The organism is Mesorhizobium sp. P2_A8 (genome assembly GCF_056404935.1).
The window spans coordinates 230,646-247,036 of record NZ_JBFUDB010000010.1; the positions used below are offsets into that span (position 1 = coordinate 230,646).

The following is a 16,391-nucleotide window of genomic DNA, read 5'->3' on the forward strand; positions in this document are numbered from 1 at the left end:
GGCACGAGATCTTGCCGCCGAGCGTCCAGAAACGCCGCGAGAAACAGAGAGCCGAACTGCGCTCCGAACTGGTCGAGGCCGCGCACAAGCTCGTCCAGGAAGAAGGCTATGAAGGCCTGACCATCCGCAAATTGGCCAAGCGGGTCGGCTACGCGCCGATGTCGGTCTATTCGTACTTCGCCGACAAGCAGGACATCCTGTTCACGCTGGCCGAGGATGCGTTCGAGACGCTTGCCCGCCGCATAGAAGAGCATACCTCCGACGATCCGATCGAGGCATTGCAGGCGGTCATGACCGAATATGCCGCTTTCGGGCTCGGCAATCCCAACGAATACCGCACCGTGTTCATGACCGAGAAGACCAAGCTGCCGGAAGGCAGGAGGTACGAGGACATGGAAGCGAGCAACCCGGCGATGAATGCGCTGATCAGCAGGGTCGAGGCCTGCGTCGCCGCCGGCAAGTTGCAGGGCGACCCGCGCGCCATCGCCACCATGCTGTGGGCGGTCGGCCACGGCACGATCTCGCTGCTGATCACCTTTCCGTTCTATCCCTTCGGCGACGCGCAGGCCTTCGTAAAGCGGATGTGCGATTTCACGCTTGCCACGCTGAGTACGCAGAATGTGCCGCCTCTGACCGAGACGCCAGTCAACTGCTGAGCGACACACTCACGGGCTCTTATCACCACGACCAACGACCGATTGGAGCGCTCGGCTGTGCCAGAACGTCGCGATTTTCGGCGTTCAATAAAAGTTCAATAAAATTTATTGTACATGTACGTTTTCTGACTTGAACACCGGCATCTCCGCTCGTATATGTACACCGTATCGTACATGTACGAAGAAAATTCAACCGTCGAAATCGGAGACTGACGATGAAAAAGACGCTCCTCACCATCGCCGCCGTGCTGGCGCTTTCGGGCTCGGCCTTCGCCGCCAGTGCCACCCAGCCGGTCAAGCAGGCCCCGGCCGCGACCTGCGTCGACACCAGGACCCATGTGAAGCTCGATTGCACTTCGACCGGCTCGGTCGAGAAGAAGGGCTCCACGGAAAACACCGCTGAAGGCAAGGGCCCGCGCCTCGGCATCAGCATCAATCCGTGGATCGTGCCCAGCACATTCTGAGACCGGATAACACGCGCCCGGGGTTTCCCCGGGCACGGATGGGTGTCTACCCCCGACTTCGAGCGGCATATTGGGTTGGCGCACAGCCGACTTTGCCGCTGAAGGCAGTGCTGAAGGCACTAGCCGATTGATAGCCCACATCGGCCGCGATCTGGCTGAGCGGCTTCTGGCTGTGCAGCAGCGCGTCCTTGGCAAGCGCCATGCGCCATGCCAGCAGATATTCCACAGGTGCCGCCCCGACGATGTCGACGAAGCGCCGAGCAAATCGCGACCGCGACATGCCGGCACTCTTTGCCAGTTCGCCAATCGTCCACGCCCTGCCGACATCGGAATGAATATGCGCCAAGGCCCTGGCCAGTTGCGGGTCGGCAAGGCCGCCAAGCAGGCCTCGGGGCTGTGACGCGCGCCGCGCACCGTCGCGACGCAGCGTTTCGATCAGCATCACCTCGATCAGCCGCGACAGCACCATGTCCCTCGCCGGCCTGGCGGCACGCGTTTCGTCGACGATGATCCGCATCAGGCTTCCGAGCCTCTCCCCGACATCTTCCGCTGCCCGGATATGCGTGAAGCGTGGCAGCAGGCCGAACAGCAGGTCGGCATTTGCCGGATCGCAGATGATCAGACCGCCGAGAATGCGCGTCGTCGGACCACCTTCGATGCCGTCGCCGACCCTGAGTTCGTTATTGACTGTGTTGCGTTCCTTGAATGCGGCGTCGGACAGGATGAGCCTGGCGCCGGGGCTGCTGACGAAGCACGGCGAAGATGGCTGCGCGGCCAGAAGGTAGTCCCCCATGCACAGCCGCACCGCATCCCCGTCATCGGGCTGAAACCAGCATTCGCCCTCGGTCACCAGATAGAAGGTGGGATCGCTCTGATGGGGCGAACGGATGCCCCACGCGCCGGTCGCGGCAAGGTTGCCGAGCAGGAGCGTCCTCGGGCGCAACAGGGTGATGATGTCGGTCAAAGGGTCCAAATGAGACGATCCGTAATCAATTTGGTAGTTTTCATTATAGATCAGACCAATCGTTTTGCCTAGATCAGTCACCTGACCCTCAGGGAGTTATGTGAATGACCAAGACCGTCCTCATCACCGGCTGTTCGTCCGGGCTCGGCAAGACCACGGCAAGGCATTTCGGCGCCGAGGGCTGGAATGTCGTCGCGACCATGCGAAAGCCGGATACAAGCCTCGCCTCCGACTATGCCGATCAAATGCTTGTCCTGCCTCTCGACGTCACCGACCCCGCAAGCATCGAGACCGCGATTGCCGCCGGCGTCGAGCGCTTCGGCCGCATCGACGCCGTCGTCAACAATGCCGGCATCAGTGTCGTCTCGATCTTCGAAGCCACCGCTAAGGAGACGATCCGCGGAATTTTCGAAACCAATGTCTTCGGCATCATGAATGTCGTACAGGCGATCATTCCGCATTTGCGCAATCACGGTGGCGGGACGATCGTCAACATCAGCTCCGGCGTTGGGCTGGCCGCCGTACCGCTTCTGGCGCTGTACACGGCGACCAAGCATGCCGTCGAAGGCCTCGCGGAATCGCTGTCCTACGAGCTTGAATCGCAAAATATCCTTGTCAAGCTTGTGGAGCCCGGCGCCATGCGCACCACCAACTTCACCTCCAACACCATGGCGGCGTCACAGGCCGTTTCCGTTCCGGCATCGTACAGGCCGTACTTCGATCACATGATGCAGTCGATGATGAACTATCCATTCCCTGATGCCGACGAAGATCAGGTCGTCGCGACGATCTATGCGGCGGCGACCGATCCGTCGCACCGGCTGCGTTACCTCGCCGGCCCGGATACGGTGGAAATGGCAAGGCTGCGCTGGTCGACGTCGGAAGACGAATACCTGACCACTATGAACCGCCTGATGGGTCAAAGCGCCTGGCGTGATAGCAGGTCCAACTGACCTCAGGCCCCCATTGAACCAGGCCCCATTAGCTCAAACCCTTGTCGCCATCGGCATGCAGGCGCAGCCCTTTCTGGACGATCTTCTCCTTGGCCGCATCCGTCGGCACGTTCGGCGCATTGGTGATGCCGGACCAGGCCGGCGCCGGGTTGTGCGCCCAGTGCACGGCGTTGCGCAGCACCTGCTGCACGCCCTCATTGTGGTAGATCGGATAGGTCTCGTGGCCGGGCGAAAAGTAGAAGATCCTGCCGGCGCCGCGCTGATAGGTCAGCCCCGACCGGAACACCTCGCCGCCCTCGTACCAGGAGACGAACACCGTCTCGAGCGGTTCCGGCACGGCGAACGGCTCGCCATACATTTCCGTCTCGCCGATCTCCAGGCACTCGCCGATGCCTTGCGCGATCGGGTGGCTGCGGTTGATCGCCCAGACACGCTCGCGCTCGCCCGCCTCACGCCATTTCAACGAACAGGGCGTGCCCATCAGCCGCTTGAAAATCCTCGAGTAGTGGCCGGAATGGAGCACGATTAGCCCCATGCCTTCCCACACCCGCTTCTGCACCCGCTCGACGATCTCGTCCTTGACCTCGCCATGTGCCGCATGGCCCCACCACAGCAGCACGTCGGTGGCGGCCAGGCGCTTCTCGCTCAAGCCATGCTCGGGCTCTTGCAAGGTGGCGGTGGTCGCCTCGATGCCCTTGTCCTGGTTGAGCGCCGCGGCAATAGTGCCATGCATGCCCTCGGGATAAAGGCCGCGAACGGCGGCATTGGTCTGCTCGTGGACGTTCTCGCCCCAAACGATGGCTTTTGTCGGCATTTTTCTCTCCCAAAGCGCTTTAAATAGCATGTCCAATGGGATTGAGAAGGTCCGACCCGGCCTGGTCCGATGGAAACTACGTCGTGCGCTTCTTGCGCCCTTGCACGGTCTTGGCCTTGCCCGGCTTCGCGGGACCGCCGGAGATGGACGTTCCGGTTATCGACACCGGATCGCTGGCCGGAAAGGTGTCCTCGAGGCCTTCCTCGAGTTCCTCTTCGGCGCTGGACTCTTCGTGTTGCTCATGTTCGAGCGAGCGAACGGCAGCGCTCTTTTTGACCGGCGACTTCGGCGCGGAATTCGACGGCATCGGCATTCTCCCTCGGCGTGCGAATGCAGAACGAGCGCGCCCTGCAAATCGTTCCGAGTTCAGACCGCTGCGTCCCGCGATCCCTCGGACAGGAAAGTAAAGACATAGTCCGAGAAGGAACGCCAGCACTCGACCCGGAAGGCGTCAGGGCCGTTGCGCAGCAGCACGATCTCGGCCTTGCCCAGGATGGTGCGCGAAGCCGCCCCGACCGGGAAGGCTTCGAGCGACAGATCCTGCGGGCAGCCCGAATTGATCGTCGCCGCCGCCCCAGCACCCGTAACGGCAATCGCGATGTTGCGATGCGAAATGCCGACCGCCGAATGCAGCAAAGTAACCTTGGTGCAATCGGCGAGCGGATCGCTGCCGGCTTCATCGATGACCAGCCATTCGTCGGGGCCGAGCCACAATGCGGTGCGGCCTGCCTTCGTGGCCGAGGTCTTCGGCTTTGTCGGCAAGGTCACGCCGAGCGCCTTCGACAGTGCTGGCACCGAAGCCTCCGGCGCGCGCAGCGAGATGCGATCGGCAGGCGGCAGAACCTCGACCTTGACCCCGGTGGCGATGGTGGTGCGCCCGGCCAGCGCCGGGCGGCGCTCGACCGATGGCGCGGCAACAGCAGTTTTCTTCGCAGCAGCCTTAGCCATTGAGGCGCCCTCCCGTCTCGTCGAAGAACACCATGCCGGTAACCTCCACTTCGATCACCCCGTTCGGCATCGGCACATAGAGCGTGTCGCCCATCCGGTCGCGACCGCCGGCAACCAGCGCCAGCGCGATCGAGCGGCCGCAATTTTCCGACCAGTAGCTGGAAGTGACGTGGCCGATCATCTTCATCGGGATCGCCTGCTTGGGGTCCTCGACGATCTGTGCGCCCTCTTCCAGAACCACCTTCGGGTCCTTGGTCTTGAGACCGACCAGCTGCTTGCGGCCCTTGGCGACCAGATCCGGCCGCGCCATGCCGCGAATGCCGACGAAGTCGGCCTTCTTCTTGCCGACCGCCCAGTCGAGACCGGCGTCGTTCGGCGTCACCGTGCCGTCGGTGTCCTGGCCGACGATGATGTAGCCCTTTTCGGCGCGCAGCACATGCATCGCCTCGGTGCCGTAGGCGGCAGCACCGTGCTTCTGGCCCTCGGCCCAAAGCGCTTCCCAGACGGCCTGGCCGTAGTCGGCCGGCACGTTGACCTCGAAGCCACGTTCGCCGGTGAACGACATGCGGAACAGTCGGGTCGGCACGCCGCAGATCTTGCCTTCGCGCACAGACATGTGCGGCAGCGCCTCGTCGGACATGTCGATGCCTTCGACCAGGGGCGCGATGATGTCGCGCGACTTCGGTCCCTGCACGGCGATGACCGCCCACTGCTCGGTGATCGAGGTCAGCCAGACATTGAGATGCGGGAACTCGGTCTGGAGATAATCCTCCATGTGGTTCATGACGCGCGGCGCGCCACCTGTCGTCGTCGTCACATGGAAGCGGTCGGGCGCCAGCCGGCCCACGACGCCGTCATCATAGATGAAACCATCCTCGCGCAGCATGATGCCATAGCGGCAGCGGCCCGGCTCCAGCTTCTCCCACGGGTTGGTGTAGAGCAGCTCCATGAACTTGGCCGCATCCGGCCCGACCACTTCGATCTTGCCCAGCGTCGAGGCATCGAACAGGCCGGCCGTCTTGCGCACCGCGACGCATTCGCGGTCGACCGCGGCGTGCATGTCTTCGCCGGCCTTGGGGAAATACCAGGCGCGCTTCCACTGCCCGACATCCTCGAACACGGCACCCTGGGCTTCGGCCCACGGATGGATCGCCGTCTTGCGCGTCGGGTCGAACAGCGGACCGCGCGCATGACTGACGATCGCGCCGAAGGTCACCGGCGTATAGGGCGCCCGGAACGTGGTCAGGCCGACCTCCGGGATCGGCTTTCCGAGCGTCTCGGCGGCAATCGCCAGGCCGTGCATGTTGGAGGTCTTGCCCTGGTCGGTCGCCATGCCGTTGGTGGTGAAGCGCTTGACGTGTTCGATCGAGCGCATGCCTTCATGCACCGCCTGGCGGATATCCTTGGCAGTGACATCGTTCTGGAAATCGACGAAGGCCTTGACCGTCGTGTCCGGCCCGGCGCCGGGGGCAGCGCCCAGCATGCCGCGCGACCAGCTCTCCGAGGCATCGACCTTCGGCTTGTTGCCCTTGGCGGTTTTCGCGCCGGCATCCTTGGCCGCCTTGGCGCCCGCCGCATAGGCCTCGTCGATCGTCGCCGACAGTCCGTCGGTGCCGTTGCAGGCGCCGACCGAGACGCAATCCTGCGCATAGGTGCCCGGCACGAAGCGCTTGGTTTCGTCGTTGAAGGCGACCTTGCCGCGCGACTGCGAGAACAGATGCACGGACGGCGTCCAGCCGGCCGACATCAGGATCGCATCGACCGGGATGGTGCGTTCGCCGCCGCCATTCTTTGGCTGCACGGTCATCGACGACACCCTGAGCTTGCCCCCGGCGCGGATCACCGCGCGGCCGAAATTGACCTCGATGCCGAGCCCCCTCGCCTCATCGATCACCGGCCCTGTCGGATGGTCGCGCAGGTCGACGATCGCCGCCACGTCGACGCCGGCCTTCTTCAGGTCGATCGCCGCCGCATAGGCGGAATCATTGGCGGTGTAGACGCCGACATTTTTGCCGACCGCAACGCCATAGTGGTTGAGATAGGTCCGCGCAGCGCCTGCGAGCATGATGCCCGGCCGGTCATTGTCGGCGAACACCATGTGGCGCTCGATGGCGCCGGAGGCCAGCACCACGCGCTTGGCGCGAACCTGCCACAGCCGCTCACGCGCCAGATCGTGGCCGGGGGTTGCGAGATGATCGCTGACACGTTCGACCAGGCCGACGAAATTCTGTGCGTAATAGCCGAAGGCCGTCGTGCGCGAGAGCACGCGGACATTGTCCATGCCTTGGAGCCTGGCAATCGCCGCCTGTGCCCAGGCAAAGCCGTCCTGGCCATCGATCCCAGCGCCGGTCTCGAAACGCAGGCTGCCGCCGAATTCGGCCTGTTCATCGGCGAGGATGACGCGCACCCCGCTCTCGGCCGCGGCAAGTGCGGCCGCAATGCCGGCCGCACCGCCGCCCAGCACCAGCACGTCGCAATGCGCATAGCGCGACGAATAATGGTCGGGATCCGGCTGATCGGGGGAAACGCCAAGCCCGGCCGCGGCGCGGATCTTCGGCTCGTAGAGGCTCTTCCACGCCGCCTTCGGCCACATGAAGGTCTTGTAGTAGAAGCCGGCCGAAAACATCGGCGAAGCGATGTCGTTGACCGCGCCGACGTCAAACGACAGCGACGGCCAGCGGTTCTGCGACTGCGCGGCAAGCCCGTCATAGAGCTCCTGCACGGTGGCCCGCACATTCGGCGTCTTGCGCGCCGCGTCGCGCCTGATCTCAACCAGCGCGTTCGGCTCTTCCGCGCCCGCCGACAGAATGCCACGCGGACGGTGATACTTGAACGAGCGGCCGACGAGATGAACGCCATTGGCAAGCAGTGCCGAGGCCAGCGTATCGCCCTCGATGCCGGCGTAGGACTGGCCATCGAAGCTGAACCGCGCGGTTTTCGCCTGTTTGAGGCGACCGGCGCCGGGAACGCGGAACGCGCCGCTCATTTGGCAACTCCAGGCAGCTTAGACGGCTTCGGTTCGCCGGCCTTGTAGGTCATGACGAACTTGTCGGTGACGGTGTCGCGCACCGCATTGAAGAAGCGGGCGCAGCCATGCATGTGCCGCCAGCGCTCATGGATGATCCCTTTGGGATTCGAGCGGATGAAGAAGAACTTTTCGAAATCGTCGTCGGTCTCGCCAGCGATGTTGGCCGAGCGTGCGATATGCGCCTCGCCGGCATTGCGGAACTCGAGCTCCGGGCGCTCTTCCTCGCAATAGGGGCAGCGGATGAGAAGCATCTGGTTCGTTCCTACAATTCGCCGTGGCCGACGTGAGCGCCGGCGGGTTGGTCGCAAAGCTTTTGGCCCATGGTTGCAAAAGGCGCGACGAGCCTGATGCGCTCCTCCACGCTTGCAGCCGGGCGAAACAGGTCGCGATACGCCATGTTGCCGATCGTGAGTTGCATCGGGTCGGTCGTGACGATGACGCGGCGCGGCTCGAAAATGTCGTCCTCGTCAAGATCGGAAGGCCTGTTCTCGAGGAACATGACCACCTTCTGGCCGCCGCTCCACACGCAGGCCAGCGTGCCGTCGTCGACGGAAAACGGCCATCCGGCCTCGTTCCCGGCGCGGCTGATCGGCTGCGTGCGCACTTCGTCCGCCGAGGGAAAATGGAACATGCCCTGTTCCCCCGCCAGCATCAGCGGCATGGCGACAGCCATCTGCGCCATCATCAGTGCGCCACCGCCGCCGCTGCCGCCTCGTCGATGAGCCGGCCGGTGCGGAAGCGTTCGATGGTGAAGGGCGCGTTGATCGGATGCGGATCGTCCCTGGCGATGGTGTGGGCAAAGACATGGCCCGAGCCCGGCGTCGCCTTGAAGCCGCCCGTGCCCCAGCCGCAATTGACATAGAGGCCGGGCACCGGCGTCTTGGCCAGGATCGGCGAGCGATCCGGCGTGACGTCGACGATGCCGCCCCACGAGCGCAGCATCTTCATGCGCGTGAAGATCGGGAACATCTCGCAGATGGCGTCGAGCGTGTGCTGCAGGATGTGCAGGCCGCCGGTCTGCGAATAGGAGACATACTGGTCGGTGCCGGCGCCGATCACCAGTTCGCCCTTGTCGGACTGCGAGATGTAGGCGTGCACCGTGTTCGACATCACCACGCACGGCACCACCGGCTTGACCGGCTCCGACACCAGCGCCTGCAACGGATAGCTTTCCAGCGGCATGCGCACGCCGGCCATGTTCATGATGACCGAGGAATGGCCGGCGGCAACGACACCGACCTTCTTGGCGCCGATGAAGCCGCGCGTCGTGTCGACGCCCATGACCGCGCCGTTCGGCGCCCGCTTGACGCCCGTGACCTCGCAGTTCTGGATGATGTGGACGCCGCGCGCCGAAGCGCCGCGCGCATAGCCCCAGGCGACGGCATCGTGGCGCGCCGTGCCGCCGCGGCGCTGCAAGGCAGCGCCGACCACCGGATAGCGCGCATCCCTGGAGATGTTGAGCGGCGGGCAGAACTCCTTCGCCTGCTCCGGCGTCAGCCATTCATTGTCGATGCCGTTCAGCCGGTTGGCGTGGACATGGCGCTTCAGCACCTGGATGTCGTGCACATTGTGGGCCAGCATCATGACGCCGCGCGCCGAATACATGACGTTGTAGTTGAGTTCCTGGCTCAGCCCGTCCCACAGCTTCAGCGCATGGTCGTAGATGCCGGCGCTCTCGTCATAGAGATAGTTGGAGCGGATGATGGTGGTGTTGCGGCCGGTGTTGCCACCGCCGAGCCAGCCCTTTTCCAGCACCGCGACATTGGTGATGCCGTGCACCGTGGCGAGATAATAGGCGGTGGCCAGACCATGGCCGCCGGCGCCGACGATGATGACGTCGTACTCCTTCTTCGGCTCAGGCGAGGACCATTGCTCCTCCCAGCCCTTATGGCCGCGCATTGCCTCGCGGGCGATGGCGAATACCGAATATTTCTTCAACGTTCCAGCCTCGCAAATGGCGGCAGGGCGTTCACTCGGCCCCGGCGCGCGAGGTGTATCACTAGCGAAACGCAGCTTCCACCCTTGCGCTGTTTGCGACGGCGCTTGCCGTTTTGCGCCGCGCCGAAAAAGACGCATGCGATCTGGCCGCCATGGCCGCCTTCGGTCACATTGCCCGTCGCGGGATTCAAGGAGCCGACCATGGGCAAAGCCTGGTGGAATTTGACATTGCGGTTCCTGCTGGAGCTTGCCGCCTTGCTTGGCCTCGGTCTGGCGGGATGGGGTCTCTCCGACGGATGGTGGCGTTGGATCCTGGCTCCGGCCCTGCCGCTCATTGCGGCCGTCTTGTGGGGAACCTTTGCCGTGCTCAACGATCCAAGCCGGTCGGGCCGTGCCCCCGTGCCAGTTCAGGGCGCGGTGCGGCTGGTGCTGGAATTGGCGATCCTGTTTGGTGGGCCGCCGGATTCTACGTGGCCGGCTACACGACCACGGGCATCATCGTCGCTCTGCTGATCGTCATCAGCTACGCATTTTCGCTCGACCGCCTGGGATGGCTGTTGCGGCAATAATTCGCCCAACCGCCTCGCTGTTTCGCGAGTGGCGAGCTGGCTCGCCTCGACCGGCGGCAAGATCCAACTGCGCAGGTATCGGGTGTCGGCGGAAGGCATGGCCTGCGATCAAGGGGCCTCGTTGCCGGCACCAGTCGGCCAGACAGGACCGACAGAAGGACGACATCCATGCTCGCACTCGCCAACAAGATCGCCATCGTCACCGGCGCCAGTTCCGGCATCGGCCGCGCCACCGCGAAACTTTTTGCAGAGCAAGGCGCCAAGGTCGTCGTCGCGGCCCGCCGCCAGGCCGAGCTTGATGCGCTTGTCGCCGAAATCGAGGATGCCGACGGAACGGCCGTCGCCCTTGCCGGCGATGTCCGCGACGAAGCCTATGCAAAAGCCCTTGTCGATCTGGCGGTCGAAGAATTCGGCGGCCTCGACATCGCCTTCAACAATGCCGGCGCCGTCGGCCAGATGGGGCCGATTTCGGACCTGTCGCTGGAGGGATGGCGAGAGACGCTGGACACCAACCTGACCAGCGCGTTTCTCGGCGCGAAATACCAGGTGCCGGCCATGATCGAGCGGGGCGGCGGATCGCTGATCTTCACCTCCACCTTCGTCGGTCACACCGTCGGCATGCCCGGCATGACCAGCTATGCCGCGAGCAAGGCCGGGCTGATCGGGCTGACGCAGGTGCTTGCGGCCGAATATGGCCCGAAAGGCGTGCGGGTCAACGCGCTGCTGCCCGGCGGCACCGACACGCCGGCGGCGACCTTCAAGACCCCTGAATCGCGGGCTTTCGTGGAAAACCTGCACGCCTTGAAGCGTGTCGCGGGTCCGGAGGAGATCGCCCGCTCGGCGCTCTACCTCGCCTCCGACGCCTCGAGTTTCACCACCGGAGCGGCATTGCTTGCCGATGGCGGCGTGTCGATCAACCGGACGTGATGGGTTTTCGCGGCCAGGACGCATGTTCATGGCCGCAACATGGGCGTCCGGTCTTGCTTTTTCGCCGCGATTTGGCGATGCCGTTTCGTGTCGAAACGCCAAAACGGGTCCTGGAACCATGATGCTGATCAGAACCTATGTGGCTGCGAGCGCAATCGAGGGCGTTGGCGTGTTCGCCGCCGAGCCGATCAGGAAGGGCGCCTCGATCTGGCGGCTGGATCCGGATTTCGACCGGTTGATCCCGATGGAGAAGTACAAGGCAGCATCGCCGCATCTCAGGGAATTGCTCGACCGCTACGCCTATCCAAGCCCGGACCGGCCAGGCTTCATGGTCTATGAAGTCGACAATGGGCGCTTCATGAATCACGCAGAACGGCCAAATACGGATTTTTCGCAGTATGGCGGCGCGACCGCGACGCGCGACATAGCGGCCGGCGAGGAGATCACCTGCGACTACGGCGAGTTCTTCGAGGATTTCGAGCGGCTGCACCTCGCCACAGCGTAGTCGGCTCCTTGCCTTGCGGCAAACCGGCTGCGGTTTGGCCGCTGATCTTCATTTCGGCTGTGGACAGCGCGGCCTGATTCTGCTATCAGCCGCCACAATTCGTGGTGTAAATCGCCGCGGAGGCTTGTGGCTATGGCCGCTTGCCTGTTGATATCAAACCCGAAAGACAGGATTGCCCGTGCAGGTACTCGTCCGCGACAATAACGTTGATCAGGCGCTTCGCGCTCTCAAGAAGAAGATGCAGCGCGAAGGCATTTTCCGCGAAATGAAGATGCGCGGACATTACGAGAAGCCTTCCGAGAAGCGCGCCCGTGAAAAGGCCGAAGCCGTCCGCCGCGCCCGCAAGCTGGCCCGCAAGCGTGCCCAGCGCGAAGGCCTGCTGCCGATGACGCCGCGTCCGGTTGCTGCTGGCGCCGCCGGCGGTGCAGGTGGTGCTCCGCGTCCGCCGCGGTTCTAACGCCAATTTTTCGTCCTTTTCGAAGGATACTAGAGGTGGCGCGATGCGGAATCGCCGCCACCTTTTTGTTTAGAGCAGCGTGCGCCCACCCGGATGCACAAAGGGCGCTCTAACAATTTGCGACAATTTTTGACCCGGCCCGGAGGGGGGACCCGGACCTGAGTGACGCGGCTGAAGTGAGGACAGGGCAGACATGAACGCAATCAGCGTGGAGCGCAGAACCCCATTGCGCGGTTTCGCCCTGACGGCCGCCCTGCTTTCCGGGCTGGCGCTTGCCGGCTGCCAGACGGCCGGCCCTACAGGCGAATTCAACAACATCGACAAGGCGCAGGGGTCGACCGAGAACATTTCCTCGCTGTCGGCAGTGATCCAGCGCAATCCCCAGGATCCCGAAGGCTACAATGTGCGCGGCTCCGCTTATGGCCGGGGCGGCCAGTACCAGGCGGCGCTCAAGGATTTCAACACCGCCATCGAGCTCAACCCGAATTTCTTCCAGGCCTATTCGAACCGCGCGCTCATCCAGCGCTTCCTCGGCAATCAGAAGGCCGCGCTCGACGACTACAACCGTTCGATCCAGATCAATACCAATTATGACGCCGCCTATATCGGCCGCGGCAATCTCTACCGCAAGGCGGGTCGCACCCAGGACGCCTTCAACGACTTCCAGAAGGCAATCCAGCTCGACACGACCGATGCTCGCGCTTACCACAATCGCGGCCTGATCTATCAGAGCCAGGGCCAGCACAAGTTCGCCATCGAGGATTTCTCGACCGCCATCTCGCTGGCGCCGGACGCCGCCGAGCCCTACAACGGCCGCGGCCTTTCCTATCTGGCCACCAACGACGAAGACAACGCCTTCGCCGACTTCAACATGGCGATCAAGCTCGACGGCAAGAACGCCGAGGCCTGGGCCAATCAGGCGCTGATCTACGAGCGGCGCGGCGACAAGGTCAAGGCCGGGAAATCCTACCGCGAAGCCGTGCATCTTGATCCGACCTACCAGCCGGCCAAGGATGGCCTCGCCCGCGTCAGCGGTGCGACTTAAAGCGCCGCGTCGAAGCGGATTCATGCGACGCGCTTTGAGTCTATGGTTCTATGCATGTCATAGCCTCAAAACCGGGGCCACTTTTGAGTGACGTGCATTAGGCGCGACTCAAAGCGCTGCCCGTTGTGCGCCCAAAAGGGCGCACGGCGCCTCAAACCCGTCAATCCAGCAACCGTGCGTTAACCCCTGCAGCAAGGTTCTGACCCGTGCCTTGTTCGCGCCAAGTTTTCGGGGGAACGGTCTGGCCACCCAAGCCGTTACCCCAGGCAATTTGCGAAAGGACCTCCCATGATCAAGAAACTCGCCTGCGCCGCTGCCCTCGCAACGACGGTGTTCGCCGTCGCCCCTGCCAGCGCCGGCAAGCTGCAGCTCGGCACGCTCGACTGCACCATCGACGGCGGCACCGCTTACATCGTCGCCTCCAACAAGGGCGTCGACTGCACCTTCCGTCCCTATCATCACGGGCCTTCTGAGCACTATACTGGCGTCATCTCCAAGATCGGCGTCGATCTCGGCCAGACGCATCAGGGCCAGCTGGTCTGGGCCGTGCTGGCGGCGACGCGCGACCGTGAGGCTGGCGATCTCGCCGGCGGCTATTACGGCGTCAACGCAGAGGCCAGCGTGGTGACCGGCGGCGGCGCCAATCTGCTGGTCGGTGGCTTCGGCAGCGCCTTCATGCTGGAGCCGCTCAGCGTGCAGGCACAGACCGGCGTCAACCTCGCGGTCGCCGTGACCTCGCTCGAGCTTATTCACTCGTTCAAGTGAGTGCAGGAGCCTTTCAGCTCCGGGCTGAAGGCTCCGTTTCAACGTGACAGCGAGCTTTGTACGTCCGAATCGACGTAGGTCGCTCCAAGGTCTCTCTACCTGCGGCGCGGAACCGGATAGGGTGTTCCGCGCCGTATGATTTTGCATCAAACAAAAGAGACAGAGCGGTTCTGCGTTTCCGTGAAATGATGAGCCGTTCGGGGGGACCGCCATGCTCAAGACAGCCATCGCTGCTGCCATCCTCGCCACCGCGCTTGCCGGGACGGCGCATGCGCAGGACAGGGGCGTCGAACTCGGCGTGCTGGATTGCGCCATCGGCGGCGGCACCGGCTTCATCTTCGGCTCGAGCAAGGATCTGAGCTGCACCTTCAACCCCGCCGACAAGAGCTTCGCGCCGGAAGCCTATTTTGGCGCCGTCAACAAATACGGCCTCGACATCGGCACCACCAAGCAGACGGTGATGCAATGGATCGTGCTGTCGCCACTGAAGAACATCTACGCGCCGGGTGCGCTGGCCGGAGACTATCTCGGCGCCAGCGCGGAGGTGACCGCCACTGTCGGCGCCGGTGCCAATCTGCTGGTCGGCGGCTCCTCGCAGGCCTTCACGTTGCAACCGCTCAGCCTGCAGACGCAGACCGGCATCAACCTCGCGATCGGCGTCAGCCAGTTCCAGTTGCGCAGCACCGAGAATTGATCGCTCGGGCACCTGCCGTAATATCCCGAAAAAATTCGCTTGAGCTCAACCCCGGTTGAGGTTTTACAAGCCTGCCCCGGCTGCAGCAGCGCCATCGATGTGGCGCAATGCACGCTCCTGCCTGCGCATGGTCCTGCCGGAAACCCACACTGGCTTCTGGCGCCATGCGCTGGCATCGAGATATGGAAGGCAAGGGGTGGAAATGACCGAAATCAGCACAAACAGGGTCGACTGGCGAGCTTTGTGGGCGAGCGGCGACCTGGCGCGTTTCTGCTTCATCAGCCTCGGCATCCTGCTGCACGCCACCAACGAGACGATGGTGGCGACGGTGATGCCGGCCATGGTCGGCGAACTGGCCGGGGTGCAGCTCGTCGGCTGGTCGCTGGCGATCTATGAACTCGGCGCCATCGTTGCCGGCGCGGCGGCCGGACGGCTGGTGAGTTATGTCCCGCTGCGCACCAACATGGTGGTTGCGGCCCTCCTCTATGCCGCCGGGGCGCTGATCTGCGCCGCCTCGCCTTCCATGCAATTGTTCCTTGCCGGCCGCCTGATCGAGGGGCTTGGCGGCGGCGCCCTGGTGTCGCTGGCCTTCGTCTCGGTCGAGCGGCTGTTCTCGCGCGCCATCTGGCCGCAGCTTTTCGGCATCATGTCGGCGATCTGGGGCGTTGCCGCCTTCAGCGGCCCGATGCTCGGCGCGATCATGACCGAGCTTTTTTCGTGGCGCTGGGCCTTCGGCATCTTCACCTTCGGCGGCACCGCCATGGCGCTGGCAAGCTTCATCGTGCTCAACACACCGGAGGCGACGCAACCCGTCACCAGCGCGGGCAAGCCACCGCCCTTCCCGTTCACGGCACTGGGCTGCCTAGCCGTCGCCGTGGTGCTGATCGCCTCGGCCGGCGTCGACATCGCCTTGCTGCGTTCCTCGCTGCTGATGGTCCTCGGCCTTATCGGCCTGGTGCTGTTCTTCTACATCGACGCGCTGAAGCCGCGCTCCCGGCTTTTTCCGGCACGGCTGTTCTCGTGGCGCACGCCGGTCGGCGCCGGCATGACCATGGTCGCCGCCTTTTCGGTGGCGACCTGTTCCTTCGGCGTCTATGGACCCCTGCTGCTGACCAGCCTGCACGACATCCCGCTGCTCACCACCGGCTACATCATCGCTGCCGAATCGATCGCCTGGTCGATCCTGTCGATCCTGGTCGCCAATGCGCCACCGCAACGCGAGCGGCTAATCATCATTGGCGGCGCGGTGATGATCGCGGCAGGCATCGCCGGCTTTGCCTACACGATACCGCTGGGCTCCATTCCGCTGATCCTGATCTGCGCCCTGTTGCAAGGCGGCGGCTTCGGCATCGCCTGGCCGTTTTTGACGCGCGTCATCGTCGCCTCCGCCCCGGAAGGCGAGCAGACCATCGCCTCGGCGGCGGTGCCGACTATGCAGCGCATTGGTTATGCCGTGGGTGCCGCTCTTGCCGGCATCGTTGCCAATGCCAGCGGCTTTTCGGAAGGATTGAACCATGACGCGGCGGCGAATGTCGCGTCCTGGCTGTTCCTCGCCTTCGTGCCGCTCGGCGTTGTCGGCTGTCTGGCTGCCTTGTGGGCATCGTCGACGGCTAACCGTCTGCAGGAGGCTGTTGGTTAGAGCGTCAAGTCGAACGGCCCTCGCT

19 protein-coding genes are annotated in these 16,391 nt (G+C 63.9%); 11 read left to right on the top strand and 8 right to left on the bottom strand.

Annotated features, from left to right (window positions below; translation table 11 throughout):
* The first annotated feature begins 11 nt into the window (after positions 1 to 11).
* Both AC1D10_RS28280 and AC1D10_RS28285 read left to right on the top strand, forming a co-directional pair.
* Positions 12 to 656, top strand: coding sequence for a TetR/AcrR family transcriptional regulator (locus tag AC1D10_RS28280; protein ID WP_477277756.1), 645 nt, complete (start codon positions 12 to 14; stop codon positions 654 to 656).
* Positions 657 to 871: 215 nt separating this feature from the next.
* On the top strand, positions 872 to 1,120 hold the full coding sequence (locus AC1D10_RS28285) for a DUF680 domain-containing protein (protein ID WP_477277758.1): 249 nt from the start codon (positions 872 to 874) through the stop codon (positions 1,118 to 1,120).
* Positions 1,121 to 1,166: 46 nt separating this feature from the next.
* Here AC1D10_RS28285 and AC1D10_RS28290 read toward each other — a convergent pair whose 3' ends face one another.
* Positions 1,167 to 2,093 (bottom strand): AraC family transcriptional regulator, encoded by a 927-nt coding sequence (locus tag AC1D10_RS28290; RefSeq protein WP_477277760.1) that lies wholly within the window; start codon positions 2,091 to 2,093, stop codon positions 1,167 to 1,169.
* Positions 2,094 to 2,188: 95 nt separating this feature from the next.
* Between AC1D10_RS28290 and AC1D10_RS28295 the strand changes: the two genes are divergently transcribed.
* A complete protein-coding gene (locus AC1D10_RS28295; protein ID WP_477277762.1) occupies positions 2,189 to 3,037 on the top strand; it encodes an SDR family oxidoreductase in 849 nt (282 codons plus the stop codon).
* A 28-nt stretch (positions 3,038 to 3,065) separates the two neighbouring features.
* Here AC1D10_RS28295 and AC1D10_RS28300 read toward each other — a convergent pair whose 3' ends face one another.
* The 7 genes from AC1D10_RS28300 to AC1D10_RS28330 form a co-directional block, all read right to left on the bottom strand.
* Positions 3,066 to 3,851 carry a ThuA domain-containing protein gene (locus AC1D10_RS28300; protein ID WP_477277764.1) on the bottom strand — a complete coding sequence of 262 codons (786 nt, stop codon included), beginning with the start codon at positions 3,849 to 3,851 and terminating at the stop codon, positions 3,066 to 3,068.
* 76 nt (positions 3,852 to 3,927) lie between these two features.
* Entirely contained in the window at positions 3,928 to 4,158 is a 231-nt protein-coding gene (locus AC1D10_RS28305; protein WP_477277766.1) for a hypothetical protein, read from the bottom strand.
* 59 nt (positions 4,159 to 4,217) lie between these two features.
* Positions 4,218 to 4,799 (bottom strand): sarcosine oxidase subunit gamma, encoded by a 582-nt coding sequence (locus tag AC1D10_RS28310; protein ID WP_477277768.1) that lies wholly within the window; start codon positions 4,797 to 4,799, stop codon positions 4,218 to 4,220.
* On the bottom strand, positions 4,792 to 7,785 hold the full coding sequence (locus AC1D10_RS28315) for a sarcosine oxidase subunit alpha (protein WP_477277770.1): 2,994 nt from the start codon (positions 7,783 to 7,785) through the stop codon (positions 4,792 to 4,794). Before AC1D10_RS28315 ends, AC1D10_RS28310 begins: the two co-directional genes overlap by 8 nt.
* On the bottom strand, positions 7,782 to 8,078 hold the full coding sequence (locus AC1D10_RS28320) for a sarcosine oxidase subunit delta (protein WP_477277772.1): 297 nt from the start codon (positions 8,076 to 8,078) through the stop codon (positions 7,782 to 7,784). The genes AC1D10_RS28315 and AC1D10_RS28320 overlap by 4 nt, the downstream gene beginning before the upstream one ends.
* 11 nt (positions 8,079 to 8,089) lie before the next feature.
* On the bottom strand, positions 8,090 to 8,512 hold the full coding sequence (locus AC1D10_RS28325) for a hypothetical protein (RefSeq protein ID WP_477277774.1): 423 nt from the start codon (positions 8,510 to 8,512) through the stop codon (positions 8,090 to 8,092).
* Positions 8,512 to 9,765 carry a sarcosine oxidase subunit beta gene (locus AC1D10_RS28330; protein WP_477277776.1) on the bottom strand — a complete coding sequence of 418 codons (1,254 nt, stop codon included), beginning with the start codon at positions 9,763 to 9,765 and terminating at the stop codon, positions 8,512 to 8,514. Before AC1D10_RS28330 ends, AC1D10_RS28325 begins: the two co-directional genes overlap by 1 nt.
* A gap of 201 nt (positions 9,766 to 9,966) precedes the next feature.
* Between AC1D10_RS28330 and AC1D10_RS28335 the strand changes: the two genes are divergently transcribed.
* The 8 genes from AC1D10_RS28335 to AC1D10_RS28370 all read left to right on the top strand — a co-directional run bounded on the left by AC1D10_RS28335 (position 9,967) and on the right by AC1D10_RS28370 (position 16,366).
* Positions 9,967 to 10,278 (top strand): YrdB family protein, encoded by a 312-nt coding sequence (locus AC1D10_RS28335; RefSeq protein WP_477277778.1) that lies wholly within the window; start codon positions 9,967 to 9,969, stop codon positions 10,276 to 10,278.
* A 224-nt stretch (positions 10,279 to 10,502) separates the two neighbouring features.
* Complete coding sequence (locus AC1D10_RS28340) at positions 10,503 to 11,261, top strand: SDR family oxidoreductase (RefSeq protein ID WP_477277780.1); 759 nt, start codon at positions 10,503 to 10,505, stop codon at positions 11,259 to 11,261.
* Between the two features lie 118 nt (positions 11,262 to 11,379).
* Positions 11,380 to 11,766, top strand: coding sequence for an SET domain-containing protein (locus AC1D10_RS28345; protein WP_477277782.1), 387 nt, complete (start codon positions 11,380 to 11,382; stop codon positions 11,764 to 11,766).
* Positions 11,767 to 11,944: 178 nt separating this feature from the next.
* Complete coding sequence (rpsU, locus tag AC1D10_RS28350; protein ID WP_023810129.1) at positions 11,945 to 12,223, top strand: 30S ribosomal protein S21; 279 nt, start codon at positions 11,945 to 11,947, stop codon at positions 12,221 to 12,223.
* Positions 12,224 to 12,416: 193 nt separating this feature from the next.
* Complete coding sequence (locus AC1D10_RS28355; RefSeq protein WP_477277786.1) at positions 12,417 to 13,268, top strand: tetratricopeptide repeat protein; 852 nt, start codon at positions 12,417 to 12,419, stop codon at positions 13,266 to 13,268.
* Positions 13,269 to 13,556: 288 nt separating this feature from the next.
* On the top strand, positions 13,557 to 14,033 hold the full coding sequence (locus tag AC1D10_RS28360) for a DUF992 domain-containing protein (RefSeq protein ID WP_379102835.1): 477 nt from the start codon (positions 13,557 to 13,559) through the stop codon (positions 14,031 to 14,033).
* 211 nt (positions 14,034 to 14,244) lie between these two features.
* A complete protein-coding gene (locus tag AC1D10_RS28365; protein WP_477277788.1) occupies positions 14,245 to 14,727 on the top strand; it encodes a DUF992 domain-containing protein in 483 nt (160 codons plus the stop codon).
* A gap of 202 nt (positions 14,728 to 14,929) precedes the next feature.
* Positions 14,930 to 16,366 (top strand): MFS transporter, encoded by a 1,437-nt coding sequence (locus tag AC1D10_RS28370; RefSeq protein ID WP_477277790.1) that lies wholly within the window; start codon positions 14,930 to 14,932, stop codon positions 16,364 to 16,366.
* Positions 16,367 to 16,391: the final 25 nt, after the last annotated feature.